This is a genomic window from Nonomuraea sp. NPDC050394, assembly GCF_044459065.1.
GTDB lineage: Bacteria > Actinomycetota > Actinomycetes > Streptosporangiales > Streptosporangiaceae > Nonomuraea.
The window spans coordinates 444,716-464,927 of the sequence record NZ_JBITIO010000007.1 but is presented as its reverse complement, the minus strand read 5'-3'; the positions used below and the strand labels follow the sequence as shown (position 1 = coordinate 464,927).

Sequence of the window (20,212 nt, the reverse complement as noted above, 5' to 3'; positions counted from 1 at the left end):
TCGCCACGCGAGCCGTTCCAGAAGGATCGCCACGCGAGCCGTTCCAGAAGGATCGCCACGCGAGCCGTTCCAGAAAGGCAGCTACCGGAAAGGGCGGCTACGCGGGAGAGAGGCGTTCGCGGACCAGGAGGGCGGCGCCCGCCACCGCGGCCGGCATGGCGATCACGGCGACGAAGGGGACCAGGAACAGCAGGAACACCGCCACCCCGAAGCCCAGCGCGGCCGGCTTGTTTCCGCGGAGCAGGGCGAAACGCTGCTTGCGCGCCAACCCCCGCCTTTCCATCGAAAGGGTCGTGAGCTCCACTGTCAGGAAAAATCCGGAAACGGCGGCGCCTATCACCGGGATCACCGTCTGCCCCACCACCGGGATGAAACCGAGGAAGAACAGCGGGATGGTGATCAACAGTACCCACCCCAACGTCACCAGGCTGTCCTTGATCGACCGGGGCAGCGTCCGCCACCAGGGCAGTTCCTCATACCCCGGCACCACGTCCACGGCCGCCGACAGCTTCTCGTAGAACGGCTCCCCGATCACCAGGGTGATCGCGGTGAACGTCACCACCGCCAGCGCCAGCCCGCCCACGAACACGACGATCGCGATCATCACCCGGAACGCGTCCCGCCAGCCCCAGGTGTCGGCGAACGGCGTCATCCAGTTGGCCAGTTCGATGGCGTTGTTGCCCAGATAGACCAGTGCCGCCACGTAGACGGCAAAGGCGATCAGCGCGGGGATCAGTCCGAAAAGCCACCAACGCCCGTTACGTGCCACCCATCCCAGACCTTGGACGAAGAAGCCGACACCGGCGAAGAAGTCGCGCACAGATCGCATGCCCGGCATGCTAGCGCGCGGAAACGCGCGGCCGATTCGGGGCCGCGGCTCAAAGGCGCCGCCCCGCCCGTCAGGGGCGCGGCGACGCCCGACCAGCCGACTAGCCGACCGAGAGCAGGTCCACCACGAAGATGAGAGTCTCGCCCGGCTTGATGCGGGCGCCGGCGCCCCGGTTGCCGTAGCCGAGGTGCGGCGGGATGACCAGCTTGCGGCGGCCGCCGACCTTCATGCCGGCGACCCCCTGGTCCCAGCCGGCGATGACGCGCCCGCCGCCGAGCGGGAACGCGAACGCCTCGCCCCGGTTCCACGACGCGTCGAACTCCTCGCCGGTGGAGAAGGCGACGCCGACGTAATGGACGTTGACCGTGTGGCCGGGCTTGGCCTCGGGGCCGTCGCCCGTGACCAGGTCGACGATCTCCAGGTCGGTGGGCGGGTTGCCCTCCGGGAAGTCGATCTCCGGCTTCTCGAGTGCCACGAAAGTACTCCTGATGAACGAAACGAATGGACCCGACGACTCTATGCTGTCGGGATGGCCCTTTCTCCCGATGGGATCCTGCTCACCGGGCGCGTCGCCGTGGTTACCGGCGGCGCCGAGGGGATGGGGCGGGTGGTGGCGGAGGCGTTCGAGGCCTTCGGGGCGTCGGTGGCGGTCTGCGACCGGGTCAAGATCGCGGGCGGGCAGGGGCTGGCGATGACGCTCGACGTCCGCGATCCGATGGCCGCCGACGTGTTCGCCCGCGCGGTGGAAGAGCGCTATGGGCGGGTGGACATCCTGGTCAACAGCGCGGGCGGCGCCTGCCACACGAGCTTCGCCGAGACCACGGCCATGGGCGAGCGTACCCTCATCGAGGAGAACTTCACCCAGCTCACGGCCATGATCCGGCGCCTGCTGCCGCTGATGCGGGCGGGCTCGTCGATCATCAACATCGGGGCGGCGCCGGGCTTCGCGATCCAGGCCGCGATGACCGCCGCGGTGGCCGGCCTCACCGCCTCGCTGGCGGCGGAGCTGGCGCCGATCCGGGTCAACGCGATCGCGCCGGGACGGCCGCCGGGCGACCTGTCCGGCGCCGCGGCGGTGGCGGTCTTCCTGGCCGGGGAGATGGCGAGGCTCGTCACGGGCACCACCATCCACGTCGGCCAGGAGTGATCACCAGCTCTGGTGGAGCGGCATGCCCTCGGTGTAGCCGGAGGACGACTGGATGCCGACCACGGCCCGCTCGTAGAACTCCTCCAGCGTCGTGGCGCCCGCGTAGGTGCACGAGGACCTGAGGCCGGCCACGATGGCGTCGATCTGGTCCTCGACGCTGGGGCGCAGCGGGTCCAGGTACATGCGGGAGGTGGAGATGCCCTCCTCGAACAACGCCTTGCGGGCCCGCTCGAAAGGGCTGTCCTCGGCGGTACGCAGGCGTACGGCCCGCGCCGAGGCCATGCCGAAGTTCTCCTTGTACTTGCGGCCGTCGGCCGCGGTGCGGGTGTCACCGGGCGACTCGTACGTGCCGGCGAACCAGGATCCGATCATCACGTTGGAAGCCCCGGCGGCCAGCGCGAGCGCGACGTCACGCGGGTGCCGTACGCCGCCGTCGGCCCACACGTGCCGCCCCAGGCGGCGGGCCTCGGCGGAGCACTCAAGGACGGCGGAGAACTGGGGCCGTCCGACGCCGGTCATCATCCGGGTGGTGCACATGGCGCCCGGGCCGACGCCGACCTTGAGGATGTCGGCTCCGGCTTCCACGAGGTCGCGTACGCCCTCGGCTGTCACGACATTTCCTGCCGCGACCGGCACGGACGGGTCCAGCGCCCGCACCGCGCGCAGCGCCGAGATCATCTTCTCCTGGTGGCCGTGCGCCGTGTCCACGACCAGGACGTCGATGCCCGCCTCAAGCAGTTCCTTCGCCTTGGCGGCCACGTCGCCGTTCACACCGACGGCGGCGGCGATCCGCAGCTTGCCCGCGGCGTCGAGCGCGGGGTCGTAGAGGGTGGCGCGCAGCGCGCCGGTGCGGGTGAGGATGCCGATCAGGCGGCCCTCGCCGTCCACGATGGGGGCCAGGCGGTGGCGGCCGTCGTGCAGGCGGTCGAAGGCCACGCGCGGGTCCAGCCCGGCGGGCAGGGTCAGGAGCTCGGTGGACATCACCTGCGACAGCTGGGTGTACATGTCCACGCCCTGGCAGTCGGCGTCGGTCACCACGCCGACCGGGCGGTTCTCCCAGTCGACCACGATGACCGCGCCGTGGGCGCGCTTGGGCAGCAGGTTGAGCGCCTCGCCGACGGTGTCGTGGGGTGTGAGGGTGAGCGGCGTGTCGTGGACCAGGTCGCGCTTCTTGACCCAGTCGACGACGTCGGTCACCACGTCGATCGGGATGTCCTGCGGGATGACGGTGATGCCGCCCCGCCGCGCCACCGTCTCGGCCATGCGACGGCCGGCCACGGCGGTCATGTTCGCCACGACGAGGGGGATGGTGGTGCCCGTGCCGTCGTTCGTCGAGAGGTCGACGCCGAGCCGGGATCCGACCGAGGAACGCGACGGGACCATGAACACGTCGCTGTAGGTCAGGTCGTGGGACGGCTCGAGTCCGTTGAGAAACTTCACGTTCGTCCATCCTATGCGGTAGCTGGTCAAGTCCCGCCATATGATCGGCCCTGGATACTTATGGGGGATGGAGGAGCAGTGGACGTCACCGAACGCGCCGAACTGCTGGTGGTCGGCTACGCCGTACGCACGACGAACGCCGACGAGATGGATCCCTCGCGCGCGAAGCTGCCCGCGCAATGGCAGCGGGCGGGAGCGCCGGGTGCGTTCGCCCACGTTCCCGGGCGAACGGACGAGAACCTCTACGCGGTCCTCACAGACTACGAAAGCGACCATCACGGGGCTTACACGCAGATTCTCGGGGTCGGGGTACGGACCGTTCCAAGGCTGCCCGAAGGGATGGTCGCGGTACGCGTGCCGGCCGGCCAGGCGCTGACACTGGCGGCGCGCGGACCGATGCCGCAGGCGCTCATCGAGGCCTGGCAGCACGTCTGGAAGCACACCGAGTCCGGCGGCAGCCCGGCGCGCGCCTTCACCACGGACCTGGAGATCCACCACGCGGACGGCGCCGACCTCTACCTGGCGATCTGACGCCTCCCCCGGCAGGCCGAGCGCGTCGCATCCGGCGCGCACGGCCACGTCCCGGAGCAGTCGCACGGGCGCGTCCTCGAACCGCACGGCGGTGGGCGGCAGACAAGGGCGATTCGCCTCAGGACGCGAGGGAGCACCAGGACGCGGTGCCCCCGGGAATCGGCGGCCCTAGGCAAGCGGGCACCAGGGCGACATACCCGGGGCGCTGGCGAAGGGGTTAGTGGCGGCGGGGGTGGAGGGTTATGGGGAAGGACGTGACGCCTCGGACGAAGGAGTTGCGCATCAGGCGGGGGCCGTCGGCGTCCGCCCAGGCCGCGGAGTCCACCCGGGCCACCCACTCCTCGAAGAAGATCTTGAGTTCCAGCCGTGCCAACGCCGCCCCCAGGCAGAAGTGGGTGCCGAGGCCGAAGGCGATGTGGCCGCCGGGTTTGCGGGTGACGTCGAAGGTGTCGGGGTCGTCGAAGACCGCCGGGTCGCGGTTGGCGGAGCCGTACATGAGAAGGACCTGCTGGCCCTTTTCGATGGTCTGGCCGTGGAGGGTGGTGTCGCGGGTGGCGGTGCGGCACATGTTGAGGATGGGCGTGGTCCAGCGGATGAACTCCTCGACGGCGGTGTCGATCTGGGAGGGGTTCTCGCGCAGGTGGCGCCATTGGGCCGGGTGGCGGATGAGGGCGTCCAGGGCGGTGGCGATCACGGTGCGGGTGGTCTCGGCGCCGCCGTCGAGCAGAAGGAGCGCCTCGTTGGCCAGGTGTTCGTCGTCGTAGTCGGGCCGGGCCGACCATACCGACAGGAGGTCGTCCCGGGGGCAGGTGCGGCGCTCGGCGGCCAGGTCCAGGACGGCGAGGCCGAACTCGCCTGCGGCCACGGCGGCCTCGTGGGTGACGTAGCGCAGGCCGCCGCCGGCCGCGATCGTGGTCTCCGACCAGTGTTTGAGCTTGGGCCAGTCCGCGTCGGGGAAGCCGAGCAGCCAGCCGATCATGCGGGCGGGGAGCGGGGCGGCCAGCGCCGGTACGGCGTCCACGGTGCCTTCCGCCAGGGCCCGGTCGATCTGTTCGGTGACCACGGACCGGATCCGGTCGGCGTAGCGTTCGTGCACGTGGCGCGGGGTGAAGCGGCGGTAGACGAGGCGGCGGCGCTCGGCGTGCTCGGGGTCGTCCATGCCGATCATGGACGGGTCGGAGGGCAGCTGGGGACGGTAGCCGCCGGTGCTGGTCCAGAGCTTGGCGTCGCGTTCGATGGCGCAGATGTCGGCGTGGCGGGAGATGCCCCACAGGTCGTTGGCGGCGTCGTAGTGGGCGGGGGAGTGCTCGCGCAGCCACGCGTAGAGCGGCAGGGGGTCGTCGGCGTACAGGTCGCCGTCGAGCAGGTCGATGCCCGTGCGCGGGCGCGCCGGTGGTACGTGCATGGGTCAGCTCCGGGGGTTCAGAGGTGCTGTCACGGAGCCGCCGCATCGCTCGCGCCTGCGACTGGGCGGTCAGGCCGGTGAGGTCAGGTGGGCGTCACCCCTCTCCGCGCGGGGCCGGTGCGCTCCACAGCGGCTCGTCCACGGTGAAGCCGACCGGGTCGCCCCAGCGGTTGCGGTAGCTGACCTCGTGGACGGGACGGCGGGGCGCCACGCCCCAGCGGCCGGTCGGGTAGCCGAAGGTGACCGTGCAGGCCAGCCTCCAGCCTTCGTCTTCGGGAACACCGAGCAGGCGCAGCGTCTCCTTCGGGTGGAATATGCCGAGGATGGTGGTCAGCGCGGTGCCGACGCCGTGGGCGCGGGCGGCGAGCTGGGCGTTCCAGACGGCGGGGAAGATGGAGCCGCCGCTCGGGTCGTTCTGCACGAACGCGAACAGCAGCAGCGGGTAGCCGTCGAAGTGGTCGGCCAGGTACTGGGCGGAGGTGAAGACGCGGCCGGCCTGGTCGTCGGCCTGGTCGATCGCCTCCTTGTAGTGGGTCCCGAACAGGAGGCGCAGGCCGTCCTGGTAGAGCGGCGCGAGCTCGGCCCTCAGAGCGGGGTCGTCGGCCAGCAGGAAGCGCCAGTTCTGGGCGTTGCCGCCGGTGGGGGCGCGGATGGCGGCGTCCAGGATCGAGCGCTGCACCTCCGCCGGGATGGGGTCGGGCTTCACCCGGCGCATCGCGCGCGTCGTGTAGAGGGCCTCGAAGATCTCCATCAGGCCAGTATCCCCGCTTCGCGGAGTTTGTCGGCTTCCGCGGCGTCGAGTCCCCACGCCGACAGGTCGGCCAGCCGGGTGGCGGGGGACAGATCGGGCGCGGGGGCGCCGAGCAGGCGCGGCGCCGGCATCGGCTGCCGGTACTCGCCGACCTGGACGAAGCTCTCCCTGGCCACGTTGTGCGGGTGTTCGACGGCCTCGCCCATGGTCAGCACGGGGGAGACGCAGGCGTCGGAGCCGTCGAAGACGGCCTCCCACTCGGCTCTGGTCTTCGATCTGAAGGCGTCCGCGAGCCGGGCCTTGAGCGCGGGCCACTGCTCCCTGTCGCCGCGGTCGGGCAGGTCGCTCAGCTCCATGAGGCGGACCATCTCGTCCCAGAACTGGGGCTCCAGCGAGCCGACCGCCACGAACCCCCCGTCGGCGGTCTCGTAGGTGTCGTACATGGGGGCGCCGGTGTCGAGCAGGTTGGTGCCGCGCGGGCCCCAGAAGCCGGACTGCACGCCGTGGTGGAACATCGCGAACAGGATCGAGGCGCCGTCCACCATCGCGGCGTCGATCACCCGGCCCTTCCCGGTGCGTTCGCGCTCGAAAAGGGCCAGCAGCACGCCGTACGCCAGCATCAGCCCGCCACCGGCGAAGTCGCCGAGGATGTTGATCGGCGGCGTCGGCTTGTCTCCCTCGCGGCCGAGCATCGACAGGATGCCGGAGATCGCGATGTAGTCGATGTCGTGCCCGGCGGTCGGGGCCAGCGGGCCGTCCTGGCCCCAGCCGGTCATGCGGCCGTAGATGAGCCTCGGGTTGATCTCGTGCAGGTCGGCGGGGCCGATGCCGAGGCGTTCCGCGACACCGGGGCGGAACACCTCGATGACCACGTCCGCGTTCCGCGCCAGTTCCTTGAACGCGCGCACGCCCTCGGGCGACTTCAGATCGAGGCCCACGGTCTGTTTGCCGCGGTCCATCACGTCCGTGCGCGGCCTGTCGGTGACCGCCTTGACGCGGTCGACGCGCAGAACCTCGGCGCCGTGGTCGGCGAGCATCATCCCCGCGAACGGCCCTGGCGCGAGCCCCGCCAGCTCAAGCACCCGCACTCCGGCCAGCGGACCTTCACGCATGGACATCTCCTCGACTCTGTTCCGGTACGGCGGGCGCGACCCGGCGCCGGGCGCCCACCCCAGTAGAACAACCTTCGGTAGCAGGCCGCAACCATGCCGGGCTCATGTGATCACACTCTTCCGCACTCCCACTTATGGGAAACTTGCCCACTGTTGTGGAGGTTGGACATGGTTTCGGAACAGCTCGTCGCTCGGCGGTACCAGTTACTGCGCGAGCTGGGGCGCGGCGGCATGGGCGTGGTCTGGGAAGGTCGCGACACGCTCCTCAACAGGCAGATCGCGATCAAGGAGGTGCTGCTGCCCGACGGGGTTCCACCCGCCGACCGTGAGCGGCAGCTCTTGCGTACCGCCCGCGAGGCGCGCACGGCCGCCCGGCTCAACCACCCGTCGGTCGTCGCGATCTACGACGTCGTCGAGGAGGACGGCCGCCCCTGGATCATCATGGAGATGCTCAGGGCGCGCTCCATCGAGGAGATCGTGGCCACCACCGGCGCGCTGCCCATCCCGCAGGCCGCCGAGGTGGGCAGGCAGGTGCTCTCCGCGCTGCGCGCCGCGCACGAGCTGGGCATCCTGCACCGTGACGTCAAACCGAGCAACATCCTGCTCGACGACGACGGCAGGGCCGTGCTCACCGACTTCGGCATCGCCACCGCCGAAGGCGACTCCTCGCTGACCAGCACCGGCATGGTCACCGGCTCGCCCAGCTTCCTCGCACCCGAGCGGGTACGCGCCGCCGAGGCCGGGCCGGCCTCCGACCTGTGGTCGCTGGGCGCCACCCTGTTCGCGGCGCTGACCGGGCGCTCGCCGTTCGAGCGGGGCGAGCCCATGGCCACGCTCACCGCGCTGCTCAACGAGGAGCCCGACTACCGGCGCATCCCGCCCGCCATGCATCCCGTGCTGCGCGGGCTGCTGCGCAAGGAGCCGCACGAACGGCTCGGGCCGGAGGAGGCGGAGCAACTCCTGGCCGGGCTGGCGGCCGGCCGTACCGTGGAGTCGGCGGAGAAGGTGGGCAGCCGCAAGCTGCTCGTCGCGGCCGTGGCGGCGGTCGTGCTCGTGATCGGCGGGGGCGTGGGCGCGTACTCGATCCTGTCGGCCGACGCCGAACCCACCCCGCGCCTCGCGCAGCGCGCGGCCAGCAGTCCGATGCCGAGTGTCTCCACGCCGACCCCGAGCCACACGCTGTCACCGACGCCGACCCCCACCCCGACCAGGACCAGGCCGCCGATGCGGGTCTGGACCTCGCCTGACGGCTGGTCGATCTCCCGCCCCACCGGCTGGCGGGGCGCTCGTGGCGACGGCTCGGCCACCTGGACCAGGCCCGACCGGCGCGGACACCTCGCCGTCGAGGCCGTCTTCTCCAAAACCGACCCGCACCAGCTCCTGCGCGACTCTGAGGAGATGTTCAAGGAGAGCGGCCAGGAGTTCACCACGGTCGGCCGCAAGGTCGTCAGGCACCGCGGGGCGACCGCGGTCGAGTGGGAGTTCACCTGGCAGGCCGCGGGCGGCACCGGCGAGACCGCCTGGGCCCAGTCCGGGCAACGCTACCGCGAGGTCAGGCGCGCGGTGACGGTCGGCGAGACCGCTTATGTCCTGTCCTGGACCTTCACCGAGGCGCAGTGGCCGCGGCACCGGGAGCTCATGCGCAAGGTGATCAACAGCTTTACAGTGGGCGCATGACGCCCTGGAACCTGCTGGCGCTGCCGCCGCTGCCCGAGGAACTGCTGCGGGGCCTGCTCACACCTCTCGGCGACCGGGTACGGCTGAGCGTCCCCGCCCGGCGGGACCGGGCCGCCATGCTCGACGCCCTGCCCGAGGCCGAGATCGTGCTCGGTGACTGGTCGGCCGAGCTCGCGCTCGACGCCGAGGCGGTCGCGGCCGCGTCCCGGCTGGCCTTCGTGCAGCAGCCGTCCGTCGGGGTGGACGGGCACGACCTGCCGGCCCTGGCCGCCGCCGGGGTGCCGCTGGCCAACACCGCCGGGGTCAGCGCGGTGGCGGTCGCGGAGTGGTGTGTGTCGGCGGCGCTGGCCGTACGCAGGAAACTGCGCGAAGCCGACGCCGCGGTACGCGCGGGCGGCTGGCCCCAGCAGGAACTGCAGCCGAGCGAGCTGTCCGGGTCGAAGGTCGGGATCGTCGGCCACGGCCCGATCGGCGCGGAGTGCGGCCGGTTGTTCCGCGCGTTCGGCTGCCAGGTGTCCTACTGGACGCGCACCCCCCGCGAGGACCCCGCCTACACGCCGCTGGAGACGGTCGTGGCCGAGTCCGACGTGCTCGTGGTGGTCATCGCGCTGTCGGAGCAGACGCGCGGGCTCATCGACGCGCGGCGGATGAAGCAGGGCGCGCTGCTGGTCAACGCGGCCCGCGGCGAGGTCGTGGACCAGGCCGCGCTGGTCGAGGCGCTCGGCGGGCACCTGGGCGGCGCGGCGCTCGACGTCTTCGCCACCGAGCCGCTGCCCGCGGACGACCCGCTGCTCGGGCTCGACCGCGTCCTGTTGTCGCCGCACATCGCGGGCGTCACGGGGCAGGCGACGGGACGCCTGCTCAAGGCCGTCATGGACAACCTTGAGGCGGCGGTCGACGGGCGGCCACTAGTCAACGTTGTCAACAGGGCCGATGCGATTGTCACCAGGAAGTTTGGTGATTCGCCCGCGGCGTAGGCCCTCGACCTGGCACTGTGAACAGTTTTCGTGTCTTTAACAGACCCCGGTCTGTTCTATGTGTTTGGAGGGAGATACGGTCTTACGGACGATCTCTACCAGCTCCAGGGGGTGTTCCGTGACGACAGACATGTCGACACACCAGAGGGCCGTAGAGCACATCCGGCAGTCGTACGCCGAGATTCCGGGGGACGCCGCGCCCCGCCTGGCCAAGGCCACGTCGAACCTGTTCAGGTTCCGCGACAACGGCAAGACGGCCAAGCTCTCCGCACGTGACCTCGACGAGGTCATCAGCGTGGATCCGGTCACGATGACGGCGGAAGTCCAGGGGATGACGACCTACGAGAACCTCGTGGACGCCACCCTTCCCCACGGGCTCATGCCGTACGTCGTGCCGCAGCTCAAGACGATCACGCTCGGGGGAGCGGTGACGGGTCTGGGCATCGAGTCGACCAGCTTCAAGGACGGTCTGCCGCACGAGTCGGTCGAGGAGCTCGAGATCCTCACCGGCGACGGGCGCATCGTCATCGCCCGCGACGACAACGAGCACCGCGACCTCTTCCGCGCCTTCCCGAACTCCTACGGCACGCTCGGCTACGCGCTGCGCATCCGGATCAAGCTCAAGGCGGTCCAGCCGTACGTGCACCTCACGCACGTGAAGTTCACCGACGCGGACAAGTGCATGCTGGCCATGCAGGAGATCTGCGACACGATGGTGCACGACGGCGAGCAGGTCGACTTCATCGACGGGGTGTTCTTCAGCCCCGACGAGATGTACATCACGCTCGGCCGCTTCGCCGAGCGCGCCCCCTACGTCTCGGACTACACGGGGATGCGCATCTACTACCAGTCCATCCGCAAGCGCAACCGCGACTGGCTGACCGTGCGCGACTACCTGTGGCGCTGGGACACCGACTGGTTCTGGTGCTCGCGCGCGTTCGGCGTGCAGCAGCCGGTCGTCCGCTCGCTCATGCCGCGCCGCTACATGCGCTCCGACGTCTACCGCAGGCTCGTCGCCCTCGATCGCAAGTACGGCTTCACCGCCCGCGTCGACCGGTGGCGCGACCAGCCGGTGCAGGAGTCGGTGATCCAGGACGTGGAGACGCCGGTCGAGCGGGGCGCGGACTTCCTCAGGTTCTTCCACGAGAAGGTCGGCATGACGCCGGTCTGGATGTGCCCGCTCAAGTCGTCGAGCGACTGGCCGCTCTATCCGCTGGAGCAGGGCAAGCTGTATGTCAATTTCGGGTTCTGGGGGCTGGTCCCGTTGCCTCGGGGGCAGTTCGACGGGTACTACAACCGGCTCATCGAGAACTCTGTGCACGAACTGGACGGGCACAAGTCGCTATATTCGACCAGTTTCTATGCCCGTGAGCAGTTCTGGCAGCTGTACAACGGCGATGCTTACTGGCCGGTCAAGCGGGAATACGATCCGAACGGTCGCCTGCTTGACCTGTACGACAAGTGTGTGCGGGGAAGGTAAGTGATGGCGCTCGCAACCATCTTTGAAAAAATCGTCGGTTCCACGTCGAACATCTCGTTCCTGGCCTATGACGGCAGCAAGGCCGGGCCGGACGGGTCGGACGTCACCATCGAGGTGAAGTCACCCATCGCGGTGGCGTACCTGGCTCAAGCTCCGGGGGAGCTGGGTCTGGCGCGTGCCTATGTCTCGGGGCACATCGATGTGCACGGTGACATCTACACCTTGCTCGACCGTATGTGGAACATCACCACCAACGACCTGACTTTTGCCGAAAAAGTGGACGCCGTCCGCTCTTTGGGCATGAAGCCGCTGATGATGCGTGTCCCGCCGCCTCCGCAGGAGATGCGGCAGAGCACGCTGGCCAAGCTCGGCTCCCGGCACGCCAAGCAGCGCGACGCCGAAGCCATCCACCACCACTACGACGTCTCCAACCGCTTCTACGAGTGGGTCCTGGGCCCGTCGATGGCGTACACGTGCGCCGTCTACCCCACCCAGGAATCCACGCTGGAAGAGGCCCAGTTCGCCAAGTTCGACCTGGTGGCCAAGAAGCTCGACCTGAAGCCCGGCATGCGCCTGCTCGACGTCGGCTGCGGCTGGGGCGGCATGGTCATGCACGCCGCCAAGAACTACGGCGTCAAGGCCCTGGGCGTCACCCTGTCGAAGCAGCAGGCCGAATGGGCCCAGGCCGCCATCAAGGAGGCGGGCCTCGAGGACCTGGCGGAAGTCCGCTTCATGGACTACCGCGACGTCCCCGAGGGCGACTTCGACGCCGTCAGCAGCATCGGCCTGACCGAGCACATCGGCGCGGCCAACGTACCGGCCTACTTCTCCTTCCTGTACGGCAAGCTCCGCCCCGGCGGCCGCATCCTGAACCACTGCATCACCCGGCCCACCGGCAAGGAGAAGACGTTCAACAAGGGCGGTTTCATCAACCGCTACGTCTTCCCCGACGGTGAGCTGGAATCGGTGGGCTACCTGGTCAGGCAGATGGAGGACCTCGGCTTCGAGATCCGCCACGAGGAGAACCTGCGCGAGCACTACGCCAAGACGCTGCGCGCCTGGTGCGACAACCTCGACGCCAACTGGGAGGACGCGGTCCAGGAAGTCGGCATGGGCACGGCCCGGGTGTGGGCCCTGTACATGGCCGGCTGCATCGTGGGCTTCGAACGCAACAAGGTCCAGCTGCACCAGGTGCTGGGCGTGAAGCTCGACAAGGAGGGCCGCTCCGGCGTCCCCCTCCGCCCCTCCGTCAACTGGCCGTAGACGTTCCACCTCCGCCGGAGCCCACCCGGGCTCCGGCGGAGCACCTCACGGCGCCACCAGATCGGCGAGCGGGACCGCGACCAGGATCGGCAACTCCAGCTCAAGCCGATCCCGATGCACCCGGTGCAGCCGATACTCCGAGACCACCGCGTCCAGGTGAAACTCCCTGACCTCCGTGATCTCGTATTTCTCGTCGAGCAGAACCGGCGAAAGCGTATTGGCCGGTCCCATCGCCAGCGACTCCGGGAAAGTGTCGGTGGCGGGTGGTTGGGTCGAGGTATGCGTTACGGCATTGACATCGCGATTCTCGGTGATCTCGCGGAGCCGGCGCGCCTGGTCACCCTGGCTCAGGAGGCCGAGGCCGCCGGGTGGGAGGCGGTGCTGGTCTGGGACCACCTGGCCTTCGCCTGGGGCACACCGTCGGCCGATCCGTGGGTGGCGCTGGCCGCCGTGGCCCAGGCGACCTCGCGCGTCAAGCTCGGCACGGCGGTGACGGCCGTGACCCGGCACCGTCCGGAGCGGCTGGCCCAGACCGTGGCGACGCTCGACCGGCTGAGCGGCGGCCGCGTGATCCTGGGCGCCGGGCTGGGCGGGGTGACGGCGGAGTTCACCGCCTTCGGCTCGGCGCGTCCCGGCGGGGCCGTGCTCGACGAGGCGCTCGACGTGCTGGACGCGCTCTGGTCCGGCGACGAGGTACGCCACCGCGGCCCTCACTACACCGTCGACGGCGTACGGCTCGCGCCGCTGCCCCTCCAGCGCCCACGGGTACCGGTGTGGGTAGGCGGCACGGCTCCCGCCGCCCTCCGGCGTGCCGCCCGCTGGGACGGCTGGATCGTCGCGGCCGACGACCAGGAGGGCCGTATGTCGCTCACGCCCGACGCCCTCGCCGCCCAGGTGGGTGAGCTGCGCGGGGGCGACCTCGACGTGGCGGTCATCGGCGTCAGCGAACCGGGCTCGTCGGTACGGGCTTACGCCGAGGCGGGCGCCACCTGGTGGCTCGAACACCTCCACGGCTACCGGGGATCGATGGAACGCCTGGTCGAGCGCGTCAAGGCGGGCCCGCCCGGGTGAACACGAACCGCCTAACCTCGGGTGGCGGGATCGACGCGCTGGAGGAGGCCGTAGATGAAGCGGGCGCGGTAGGTGGCGCCGGAATGCCGGAAGGAGACGGCCCAGTGATGGGGCGCGGCACCCTCCTCCTGGACGGCGTCAGGGAAGCTCGCGCCGACGTCGGCGACGACGCACTCCCACGGGACGAGGCCGGCGAAGCTCAGCGCCCGGTCACCGGACGGCCGGACGAACCACTGGTTCCATACCTCGCCGCCCGGCCCGATCAGCAGCTCGAACTCCAGCCCCGGCCAGTACGGCAGCGCCCACCGCACCACGTCGCAGGTCAGGCTGCCGATCGGCCGTTCGCCCTCGAACGCGGGCCGCCCCAGCGCCATCCGGAACCGGCCCGCCCCCTTCGGCGCCCGGACGGCGTAGGCGGTGCGGGTCCACAGAGTGTGGGCCTCGCGGAGTTCGGCGCGGGTGGCGCCCATGTCGGCGAGCGCGTCCTCGACCCGGGCGGGATTGAGGTCCCGCATGCGGTGCATGAGTGCCAGTTCGAACGCGCGGACTCCGAAGGCCATGCCCCGTACCCTCCCATGTCCGGAAAGAATCTTGGACGTGCGTGTAGAGCGGGCGCCACCGGCTCCGACCTGTCAGCGAGAACAGGGACAGGAAGGGCAACAACGATGACGAACGACACGCAGGCCACCGAGATCGTCCGGCCCGGTGACGAGGGGTACGAGCGGCTCAGCCGTACCTTCGCCAAGGAGGGCGCGCCCGCGCGCGTCGTCCACCCCCGCGACGCCGCGGGGGTGGCCGAGGCCGTCGCGCACGCCGTGCGCGACGGGCTGGTGCTGTCGGTGCGCAGCGGCGGGCACAGCGTGCCCGGCTACGGCACCAACGACGGCGGCGTGGTGATCGACCTGGCGCACCTCAACGGCGTCGAGGTCCTGGACGATGATCTGGTGCGGATCGGCGCCGGGGCCCGGTGGGGTGAGGTCTCGCGGGTGCTGGCGCCGCATGGGCTGGTGATCTCCTCGGGTGACACCGACTCGGTCGGGGTGGGCGGGCTGATGGTCGGGGGCGGGATCGGGTGGCTGGTCCGCAAGTACGGGCTGGCGCTGGATCACCTGGTCGAGGCCGAGGTGGTGACCGCCGCCGGGAAGGTTCTGCGGGCGGCCGCCGACGAGAACGCCGATCTCTTCTGGGCGATCAGGGGCGGTGGCGGCGAGTTCGGGGTGATCACCTCCTTCCTGGTCAGGGCTCGCCGGGAGACGAGCGTGACCTTCGCCCGCGTCGGGTACCCCGCCGACGACGCCGCCGCGGCCCTCAAGGCCTGGCGGGACGTGGTGCGCGAGGCGGGCGAGGAGCTGACGTCGTCGGCGCACCTGTACCCGGCGTTCGGGGAGGAGGCGCCGGCGTCGATCATGATCCTGGCGGCCTACGCGGGCGACGACCCCGCGGTCGTCGAGCCGCTGACCCGGCTGGGCGAGCCGACGTTCCAGGAGATCTCGACCATCCCCTACGCCGAGGTCCTGGAGAGCGCCGAAGTGCCGCCCGGCTGGCGCCCCATGGTCCGCAACCGGTTCGCCCCGGTTCTGACGGATGAGCTGATCGACGCGTGGGTGTCGGCGGACATTCCGCTGATGTTCCGGGAGATCCGGGCGATCGGGGGCGCGATGGGGCGCGGCGACGACACCGCCTTCGCGCACCGGGACAGCGAGGCGATGCTGCTGGGGGTCCTGCTCGGTGCGCCGGCCGATCACCCCGCGCGGCTGCCCGCCTACGACGCGCTGTGGGAGTCGGTGGAGCCGCACGTTTCGGGCGCGTACGCGAACTTCTTCAGTGACCCTCGCCCCGCCGACGTCGCCGCGGTCTACCCGCCCGCGACGCGCGCCCGCCTCGCCGCCATCAAGCAGGCCTATGATCCCGCGCGCGTGTTCTCGCAGAATCTCGCCCGCTTCTGACGTCTCCTCTTTCCGTCGCGGCACACCTTCCCGTTGTGGCACACCTTCCCGTTACGGGACACCTTCCCGTTGCGGCACACCTTCCCGTTACGGCACAGCCGGCAAGACCCCGCCCGCCGACCGTGGCCGGGCCCCGTCCAGGGGAACGGTCGTCCAGCGTGCGGGGCCGGTCGCCGTGACGTCCGCCCCGTGGGCCGGGCACCGCCCACTTCGGACCCGGAGCCGAAACGTAAAACGCGCGGCCGGAACGCGTCCTCGGCAGGTCGGCGCCACTCCCGCTCACCCCCGGCCGCCTGGCACCGCCGTCGCTCTGGCCCCGAGCCACGACAGGCTTCCGCCGGCTGGGCGTGCCGATCTCCTCGTACCTGGAGCCGTGGCAGGATTGCCTGACCTGGCATTTCCTTGAGTGGTGCCATTGTGGTGCCATTGGTGCTTGAACTGGTGCCATGGACATGTCATAGTGGTGTCATGGAACTCGCGCCATATGTCGATCACCTCCGCCGGGAGCTGGCGGTCGCCGCGGAGGCGGGCGGTGAGGAGACCCGGGCGCTGGCCGAGCGCCTCATCGCGTCGCTGGAGTCGGCCGCCCGGCTGGCCCTGCTTGAGGCGCTGTCGGCCGCCGCCAACGAGATCACCAGGGAGCTCGCCCCCGGCTCGGTGGACGTACGGCTGCGCGGACGCGACCCGGACTTCGTCGTGACCCCGCCGCCCATGGCACCACGTGACACGGAGGCGGGTCCAGCCGCCGCCCACGCCCGCTCGGTACGCCCGCCGGAGGCCGACGAAGGCGGCACCACCCGGGTGGCGCTGCGGGTTCCGGACCATCTCAAACCGCGCATCGACGAGGCGGCCGCCCGAGAGGGGCTGTCGGTGAACTCCTGGCTCGTCCGCGCGGTGTCGGCGGCCCTCGACCCCGACCACGGGGGCCGGGGAACGAAGGACGCCGGCACCGGTGGCCAGCGCTACACCGGCTGGGTCCGCTGACCCCGCATCCCGGCGCCACCCATGGCGCCGTCGTCATATCGGCCCGCCGTACCGGCACCTGAGGGCGGCGGTCACCACTAGCGGTCCGCCGCGCAGGGATCTGAGCGCGGCGGTCACCAGCATCGGCCCGCCGCGCAGGGATCCGAGGGCGGCGGCCACCAGCATCGGTCCGCCGCGCAGGGATCTGAGGGCGGCGGCCACCACTATCGGCCCGCCGTACGGGCGTCCGGACGCCGGCCCTCGGCCGTCGCCACGGGCAGCGGAGACGGCAGGTATCAAGAGGAGGCAGCGCCATGCCCAGGTTCGACACGAACGAACCGATCTCGGCGAACATCGAGATCGGCACCGGCCACATCCGCATCGTCGCGAGCGATCGCACCGACACGGTCGTGGACGTGCGCCCGGCCGATTCCGGCAACGAATCCGATGTCAGCGCCGCCGAGCAGACCCGGGTCGAGTACTCCGGCGGCAGGCTGACCGTGAAGACGCCCAAGGACTCCGGCCGCCGCAGTTGGTGGTGGTTGTGGGGCGGTTCGGTCGAGGTCATGGTCGAGTTGCCCTCGGGGTCCGGCGTGCAGGTGCAGGCCGACGCGGAGGTGCGCTGCCGCGGGCGGCTGGGTGACTGCCGGTTCACCACGTCGATGGGTGACGTCGACGTCGACGAAGCCGGACGAATCCAGATCCACACCGGTGACGGCGACGTCCTGGTGACGCGGGCCGGCGGGCCCGCCGAGATCACCACGGCCAACGGCGACATCCGGGTGCGGGAGATCGACGGCGCGGCGCTGGTGAAGACGTCCAACGGCAACATCACACTCGGCCAGGTATCCGGTGACGTACGGATGAACACCGCCTACGGCGACATCCAGGTCGAGCGTGCGCTGTCGGGCGTGACCGCCAAGACCGCGGCGGGCAACGTGCGCCTGGGCCAGATCGTCCGCGGCTCGACGGTGATCGACACGGCCTACGGAGAGCTGGAGGTCGGCGTCCGCAAGGGCACGGCCGCCTGGCTGAACGTCTCCTCCCAGTACGGCGACGTGCGCGTTCAGCTGGACGCCCACGACGGCCCCGCCGAGGCGGAGGACATGGTCGAGGTCCACGCCACGACCGGCTACGGCGACATCCTCGTCCGCCGCGCCTGACCGATACCACGACCATCCACGCCCGCACCCCCCACGAGGTGACCACCTGCCCCCTGCCTGACCGCCAGACCCCCGACCTCGCCTGACACCCGCCGCACGCCCGCCCGGTGACCACGCCCGGGACCGCAGGCCGCGCGCGACAGTTTCCGCACCGCCGCCACGGCGCGCCAGAGCGCGCCCGGAACCGGCCGGGCGGGACCCCCGACACCCACACGTCCGAAAGAGACGAGGCATCATGCCCACCCATGCCCAACCCGCCATCGCGGTGACCGGCCTGCGCAAGTCGTATGGCGACAAGCTGGTCCTGGACGGCATCGACCTGACCGTCCCGACCGGCACCATCTTCTCCCTGCTCGGCCCGAACGGCGCGGGCAAGCCCACAAGCAAGCTATGACCCCTAAGTGTCAAGGGCTGGATGTATGGATGACCGCGTGTCGAACCGCCGGTCAGATGGGGTATTCGGGGTTGCTAGGGCGGTGAGAGGGTGGCAGAGGTGCGGCTACGGGGCGATCTTGTTCGGGGGACGTGGAGAGCGTTGACGGATCGTTGCGGTGGTGCTGGCCGGTGGGGCCAAGATCGGAATTGCGGGGCCTTACGCTGGCTAGAAGGCAGGGAGGGGCTTGCCCCTCGGACCGGTACCTCCTCCCGGCCCCGCGATTGCGATCTTGGGAGGGGTCCCCGCCGGACGGCTCCGAAACGATCCGGCAACGCTCTCCGCTGTAGGTGCGCTACGGGTCTCCTGTTCTGTCTGTTGGGTGTCCTGTTGGTGCGGGACGGAAGCGTGCGGGCCGTCTGAATGGCCGTAGGCCACCCCGTTGGGCGAGCCTTTAGCGAGTTCAGCCGGCGCGTGCGCGACCCCTTTGACCTGGGCAGTAGCTGGCACAGGCGTGCTCTTTGGTCTGATGTGCGTGGGGAAGGAAGGAGCAACCCCACGGTAGGCATCGGGGCGAACGGCGGCATGCTTGTTTCGGCAAGGCTTCCCCTGGTTCAACGTGCGGCCAATCAGGGAAACCATCCGTAAAGGGCTAGTTCGGTTAGCCTGAAGGCGTCACGGTCCCTTTAGGAAGGCGGCGCGTCATGTCGGCTGACGAATCAATGGGTAACCGGCTAAGGGACAAGAGACGCCTAAAGGGGTGGACTCAGGAGGACCTGGCGCACGCGGCAAATCTCAGCTTGCCGGTGGTTAAGAAGATCGAACAAGGCGGAAGTGCGCGTCTCGAAACACTGCATCAGCTCGCGCGTGCTCTGGGAGTTGTGACGCTTACCTTCGTCACTCCACGTTCTCCTGAACCGCGTGACGAAGATCATGACGCGGCTGTGCTGGCAGAAATTCGAGCGGCCATCAATCCTCCGATCGGACTCCAGGGAACGCCGCTCTACGGTGGAGCTGATGACGATCTGGACTTGACGCGGCTCGATCAGGCAATAGGGGCGATGACTCGTGCCTACCATTCGGACCGGTATGACGCCCTGGCGGAGATTCTTCCGGCGCTGGTCCGTTCGGCTCATCATCACGTCAACGGGCTTCCTGATCGGGTGCGTTCGGATGCGCTGCGGACGCGAGCGAACATCGTGGGGCTTACCGGGCGCTATCTGATTCAGATTCGGGCTCATGACCTGGCGCTTACCGCACTTCACGCTTCCTTGCGCGATGCGCTGGAGATCGACGACAAGCCGCTTGCAGCGGCGGCTATCAGTGGGCAGGCCCATGCCATGCTCCGGCAAGGGCGGTTCGCAGAAGTTGAGCGCCTATGCTCGGATGCAGCGGACTCGCTCGAACCTCGGGTGTCGTCTGCGTCGGCTGATCAGCTCGCGGCTTGGGGCTGGATGCTTCTGAGGGCTAGCGCAGCGGCAGCTCGGAACAACCGCCCTCAAGAGGCGAGGGAGTATCACGGGATGGCGGCTGCGGCGGCCGGACCTCTCCAGCGGGAACACCGGACAGTGGACGCGAAGACATTCGGGCCTCTCACTGTGCAGATGAAGCAGGCGGAGAACGCACTGATCGGCGGTGACCCGGGGGCCGCGCTCGAAATGTCGGCAGGACTACGGCGAAGTAGTGACATGACTGGTGAGGAATGGGACCGCCACCAGCTAGATGTGGCACGAGCGCACAGCCAGACAAATGGCGCGGATCAGGCAGTGGGCGTGTTGCTTGATCTGCGTTCCAGAAGCCCGCATTGGCTGCGGTATCAGCAGATGGCCCGCGATACGTTCCGTGATGTCATACATTCCAGCTCGCGAGCACTCACGGACGATCAACGGGCACTAGCTGACTACCTGGGAGTTTACGAGTAAGGGCTACGTAGCATAGCCCCTTAGAAGCGCAGTACAGCGAAAGGGCTGTGCTGCGCTTCTGTTGCGCCTGGCCAATCGTTCTTACATTCACCAGTAAGCGTTCTCCGGGAGGTGAATAAGGTGCGACCGGAGCGGCAGAGAGCGGAAACGCTCCACGGTCCA

Annotated in this window: 19 protein-coding genes and 1 pseudogene; 12 read left to right on the top strand and 8 right to left on the bottom strand. The window is 69.8% G+C overall.

What is annotated here, in order from left to right; translation table 11 throughout:
- Window positions 1–97: 97 nt before the first annotated feature.
- Both ACIBKY_RS28685 and ACIBKY_RS28680 read right to left on the bottom strand, forming a co-directional pair.
- Window positions 98–829: an EI24 domain-containing protein gene (locus ACIBKY_RS28685; RefSeq protein ID WP_397101201.1), complete on the bottom strand. Its 732-nt coding sequence runs from the start codon at window positions 827–829 to the stop codon at window positions 98–100.
- Window positions 830–929: 100 nt separating this feature from the next.
- On the bottom strand, window positions 930–1,304 hold the full coding sequence (locus ACIBKY_RS28680; RefSeq protein WP_184973397.1) for an FKBP-type peptidyl-prolyl cis-trans isomerase: 375 nt from the start codon (window positions 1,302–1,304) through the stop codon (window positions 930–932).
- A 54-nt stretch (window positions 1,305–1,358) separates the two neighbouring features.
- On the opposite strand from ACIBKY_RS28680, the gene ACIBKY_RS28675 reads away from it, so the two are divergent.
- On the top strand, window positions 1,359–1,976 hold the full coding sequence (locus ACIBKY_RS28675; RefSeq protein ID WP_397101198.1) for an SDR family NAD(P)-dependent oxidoreductase: 618 nt from the start codon (window positions 1,359–1,361) through the stop codon (window positions 1,974–1,976).
- Here the strand turns inward: ACIBKY_RS28675 and ACIBKY_RS28670 are convergent, their stop codons facing one another.
- A complete protein-coding gene (locus tag ACIBKY_RS28670; RefSeq protein ID WP_397101196.1) occupies window positions 1,977–3,416 on the bottom strand; it encodes a GuaB1 family IMP dehydrogenase-related protein in 1,440 nt (479 codons plus the stop codon).
- A 78-nt stretch (window positions 3,417–3,494) separates the two neighbouring features.
- Here ACIBKY_RS28670 and ACIBKY_RS28665 point away from each other — a divergent pair, with 78 nt between their 5' ends.
- Window positions 3,495–3,947: a GyrI-like domain-containing protein gene (locus ACIBKY_RS28665; protein WP_379609391.1), complete on the top strand. Its 453-nt coding sequence runs from the start codon at window positions 3,495–3,497 to the stop codon at window positions 3,945–3,947.
- A gap of 217 nt (window positions 3,948–4,164) precedes the next feature.
- Here ACIBKY_RS28665 and ACIBKY_RS28660 read toward each other — a convergent pair whose 3' ends face one another.
- From ACIBKY_RS28660 to ACIBKY_RS28650, 3 genes are all read right to left on the bottom strand, one after another.
- Window positions 4,165–5,352: a cytochrome P450 gene (locus ACIBKY_RS28660; protein WP_397101193.1), complete on the bottom strand. Its 1,188-nt coding sequence runs from the start codon at window positions 5,350–5,352 to the stop codon at window positions 4,165–4,167.
- A gap of 94 nt (window positions 5,353–5,446) precedes the next feature.
- Window positions 5,447–6,103, bottom strand: a complete 657-nt coding sequence (locus tag ACIBKY_RS28655) for a nitroreductase family protein (protein WP_397101191.1) — start codon at window positions 6,101–6,103, stop codon at window positions 5,447–5,449.
- A complete protein-coding gene (locus ACIBKY_RS28650; protein ID WP_397101189.1) occupies window positions 6,103–7,215 on the bottom strand; it encodes a CaiB/BaiF CoA transferase family protein in 1,113 nt (370 codons plus the stop codon). Before ACIBKY_RS28650 ends, ACIBKY_RS28655 begins: the two co-directional genes overlap by 1 nt.
- 168 nt (window positions 7,216–7,383) lie before the next feature.
- Between ACIBKY_RS28650 and ACIBKY_RS28645 the strand changes: the two genes are divergently transcribed.
- From ACIBKY_RS28645 to ACIBKY_RS28630, 4 genes are all read left to right on the top strand, one after another.
- Complete coding sequence (locus tag ACIBKY_RS28645; RefSeq protein ID WP_397101187.1) at window positions 7,384–8,892, top strand: serine/threonine-protein kinase; 1,509 nt, start codon at window positions 7,384–7,386, stop codon at window positions 8,890–8,892.
- The gene (locus tag ACIBKY_RS28640; protein ID WP_397101185.1) at window positions 8,889–9,869 is read left to right on the top strand and encodes an NAD(P)-dependent oxidoreductase; all 981 of its coding nucleotides are present in this window, start codon (window positions 8,889–8,891) and stop codon (window positions 9,867–9,869) included. Before ACIBKY_RS28645 ends, ACIBKY_RS28640 begins: the two co-directional genes overlap by 4 nt.
- A gap of 130 nt (window positions 9,870–9,999) precedes the next feature.
- Window positions 10,000–11,349: an FAD-binding oxidoreductase gene (locus ACIBKY_RS28635; protein WP_379609741.1), complete on the top strand. Its 1,350-nt coding sequence runs from the start codon at window positions 10,000–10,002 to the stop codon at window positions 11,347–11,349.
- Window positions 11,350–11,352: 3 nt separating this feature from the next.
- On the top strand, window positions 11,353–12,612 hold the full coding sequence (locus tag ACIBKY_RS28630) for a class I SAM-dependent methyltransferase (RefSeq protein WP_397101183.1): 1,260 nt from the start codon (window positions 11,353–11,355) through the stop codon (window positions 12,610–12,612).
- 45 nt (window positions 12,613–12,657) lie between these two features.
- Here ACIBKY_RS28630 and ACIBKY_RS28625 read toward each other — a convergent pair whose 3' ends face one another.
- The gene (locus tag ACIBKY_RS28625) at window positions 12,658–12,843 is read right to left on the bottom strand and encodes a hypothetical protein (protein WP_397101181.1); all 186 of its coding nucleotides are present in this window, start codon (window positions 12,841–12,843) and stop codon (window positions 12,658–12,660) included.
- 48 nt (window positions 12,844–12,891) lie between these two features.
- On the opposite strand from ACIBKY_RS28625, the gene ACIBKY_RS28620 reads away from it, so the two are divergent.
- On the top strand, window positions 12,892–13,683 hold the full coding sequence (locus ACIBKY_RS28620) for an LLM class flavin-dependent oxidoreductase (RefSeq protein ID WP_397101179.1): 792 nt from the start codon (window positions 12,892–12,894) through the stop codon (window positions 13,681–13,683).
- An 11-nt stretch (window positions 13,684–13,694) separates the two neighbouring features.
- On the opposite strand, the gene ACIBKY_RS28615 is transcribed toward ACIBKY_RS28620, so the two are convergent.
- The gene (locus ACIBKY_RS28615; RefSeq protein ID WP_397101177.1) at window positions 13,695–14,243 is read right to left on the bottom strand and encodes a hypothetical protein; all 549 of its coding nucleotides are present in this window, start codon (window positions 14,241–14,243) and stop codon (window positions 13,695–13,697) included.
- Between the two features lie 105 nt (window positions 14,244–14,348).
- Here ACIBKY_RS28615 and ACIBKY_RS28610 point away from each other — a divergent pair, with 105 nt between their 5' ends.
- The 5 genes and pseudogenes from ACIBKY_RS28610 (at window position 14,349) to ACIBKY_RS28590 (ending at window position 20,050) form a co-directional block, all read left to right on the top strand.
- Window positions 14,349–15,629 carry an FAD-binding oxidoreductase gene (locus ACIBKY_RS28610; RefSeq protein ID WP_397101175.1) on the top strand — a complete coding sequence of 427 codons (1,281 nt, stop codon included), beginning with the start codon at window positions 14,349–14,351 and terminating at the stop codon, window positions 15,627–15,629.
- 468 nt (window positions 15,630–16,097) lie between these two features.
- The gene (locus ACIBKY_RS28605) at window positions 16,098–16,613 is read left to right on the top strand and encodes a hypothetical protein (RefSeq protein ID WP_397101173.1); all 516 of its coding nucleotides are present in this window, start codon (window positions 16,098–16,100) and stop codon (window positions 16,611–16,613) included.
- Window positions 16,614–16,906: 293 nt separating this feature from the next.
- The gene (locus tag ACIBKY_RS28600; RefSeq protein WP_397101171.1) at window positions 16,907–17,755 is read left to right on the top strand and encodes a DUF4097 family beta strand repeat-containing protein; all 849 of its coding nucleotides are present in this window, start codon (window positions 16,907–16,909) and stop codon (window positions 17,753–17,755) included.
- A 235-nt stretch (window positions 17,756–17,990) separates the two neighbouring features.
- Window positions 17,991–18,137 (top strand): annotated as a pseudogene (locus ACIBKY_RS28595) (ABC transporter); the annotation flags it as partial.
- Window positions 18,138–18,832: 695 nt separating this feature from the next.
- On the top strand, window positions 18,833–20,050 hold the full coding sequence (locus ACIBKY_RS28590) for a helix-turn-helix domain-containing protein (protein WP_397101169.1): 1,218 nt from the start codon (window positions 18,833–18,835) through the stop codon (window positions 20,048–20,050).
- Window positions 20,051–20,212 lie beyond the last annotated feature (162 nt).

Bases quoted from the DNA above. Each gene is read 5' to 3' on its own strand.
- ACIBKY_RS28590 (WP_397101169.1), top strand. From the start codon at position 18,833: ATGTCGGCTGACGAATCAATGGGTAACCGGCTAAGGGACAAGAGACGC.
- ACIBKY_RS28615 (WP_397101177.1), bottom strand. From the start codon at position 14,243: ATGGCCTTCGGAGTCCGCGCGTTCGAACTGGCACTCATGCACCGCATG.
- ACIBKY_RS28660 (WP_397101193.1), bottom strand. From the start codon at position 5,352: ATGCACGTACCACCGGCGCGCCCGCGCACGGGCATCGACCTGCTCGAC.
- ACIBKY_RS28605 (WP_397101173.1), top strand. From the start codon at position 16,098: ATGGAACTCGCGCCATATGTCGATCACCTCCGCCGGGAGCTGGCGGTC.
- ACIBKY_RS28630 (WP_397101183.1), top strand. From the start codon at position 11,353: ATGGCGCTCGCAACCATCTTTGAAAAAATCGTCGGTTCCACGTCGAAC.
- ACIBKY_RS28640 (WP_397101185.1), top strand. From the start codon at position 8,889: ATGACGCCCTGGAACCTGCTGGCGCTGCCGCCGCTGCCCGAGGAACTG.
- ACIBKY_RS28655 (WP_397101191.1), bottom strand. From the start codon at position 6,103: ATGGAGATCTTCGAGGCCCTCTACACGACGCGCGCGATGCGCCGGGTG.
- ACIBKY_RS28620 (WP_397101179.1), top strand. From the start codon at position 12,892: ATGCGTTACGGCATTGACATCGCGATTCTCGGTGATCTCGCGGAGCCG.
- ACIBKY_RS28685 (WP_397101201.1), bottom strand. From the start codon at position 829: ATGCGATCTGTGCGCGACTTCTTCGCCGGTGTCGGCTTCTTCGTCCAA.
- ACIBKY_RS28650 (WP_397101189.1), bottom strand. From the start codon at position 7,215: ATGCGTGAAGGTCCGCTGGCCGGAGTGCGGGTGCTTGAGCTGGCGGGG.
- ACIBKY_RS28610 (WP_397101175.1), top strand. From the start codon at position 14,349: ATGACGAACGACACGCAGGCCACCGAGATCGTCCGGCCCGGTGACGAG.
- ACIBKY_RS28600 (WP_397101171.1), top strand. From the start codon at position 16,907: ATGCCCAGGTTCGACACGAACGAACCGATCTCGGCGAACATCGAGATC.
- ACIBKY_RS28635 (WP_379609741.1), top strand. From the start codon at position 10,000: ATGTCGACACACCAGAGGGCCGTAGAGCACATCCGGCAGTCGTACGCC.
- ACIBKY_RS28625 (WP_397101181.1), bottom strand. From the start codon at position 12,843: ATGGGACCGGCCAATACGCTTTCGCCGGTTCTGCTCGACGAGAAATAC.
- ACIBKY_RS28645 (WP_397101187.1), top strand. From the start codon at position 7,384: ATGGTTTCGGAACAGCTCGTCGCTCGGCGGTACCAGTTACTGCGCGAG.
- ACIBKY_RS28675 (WP_397101198.1), top strand. From the start codon at position 1,359: ATGGCCCTTTCTCCCGATGGGATCCTGCTCACCGGGCGCGTCGCCGTG.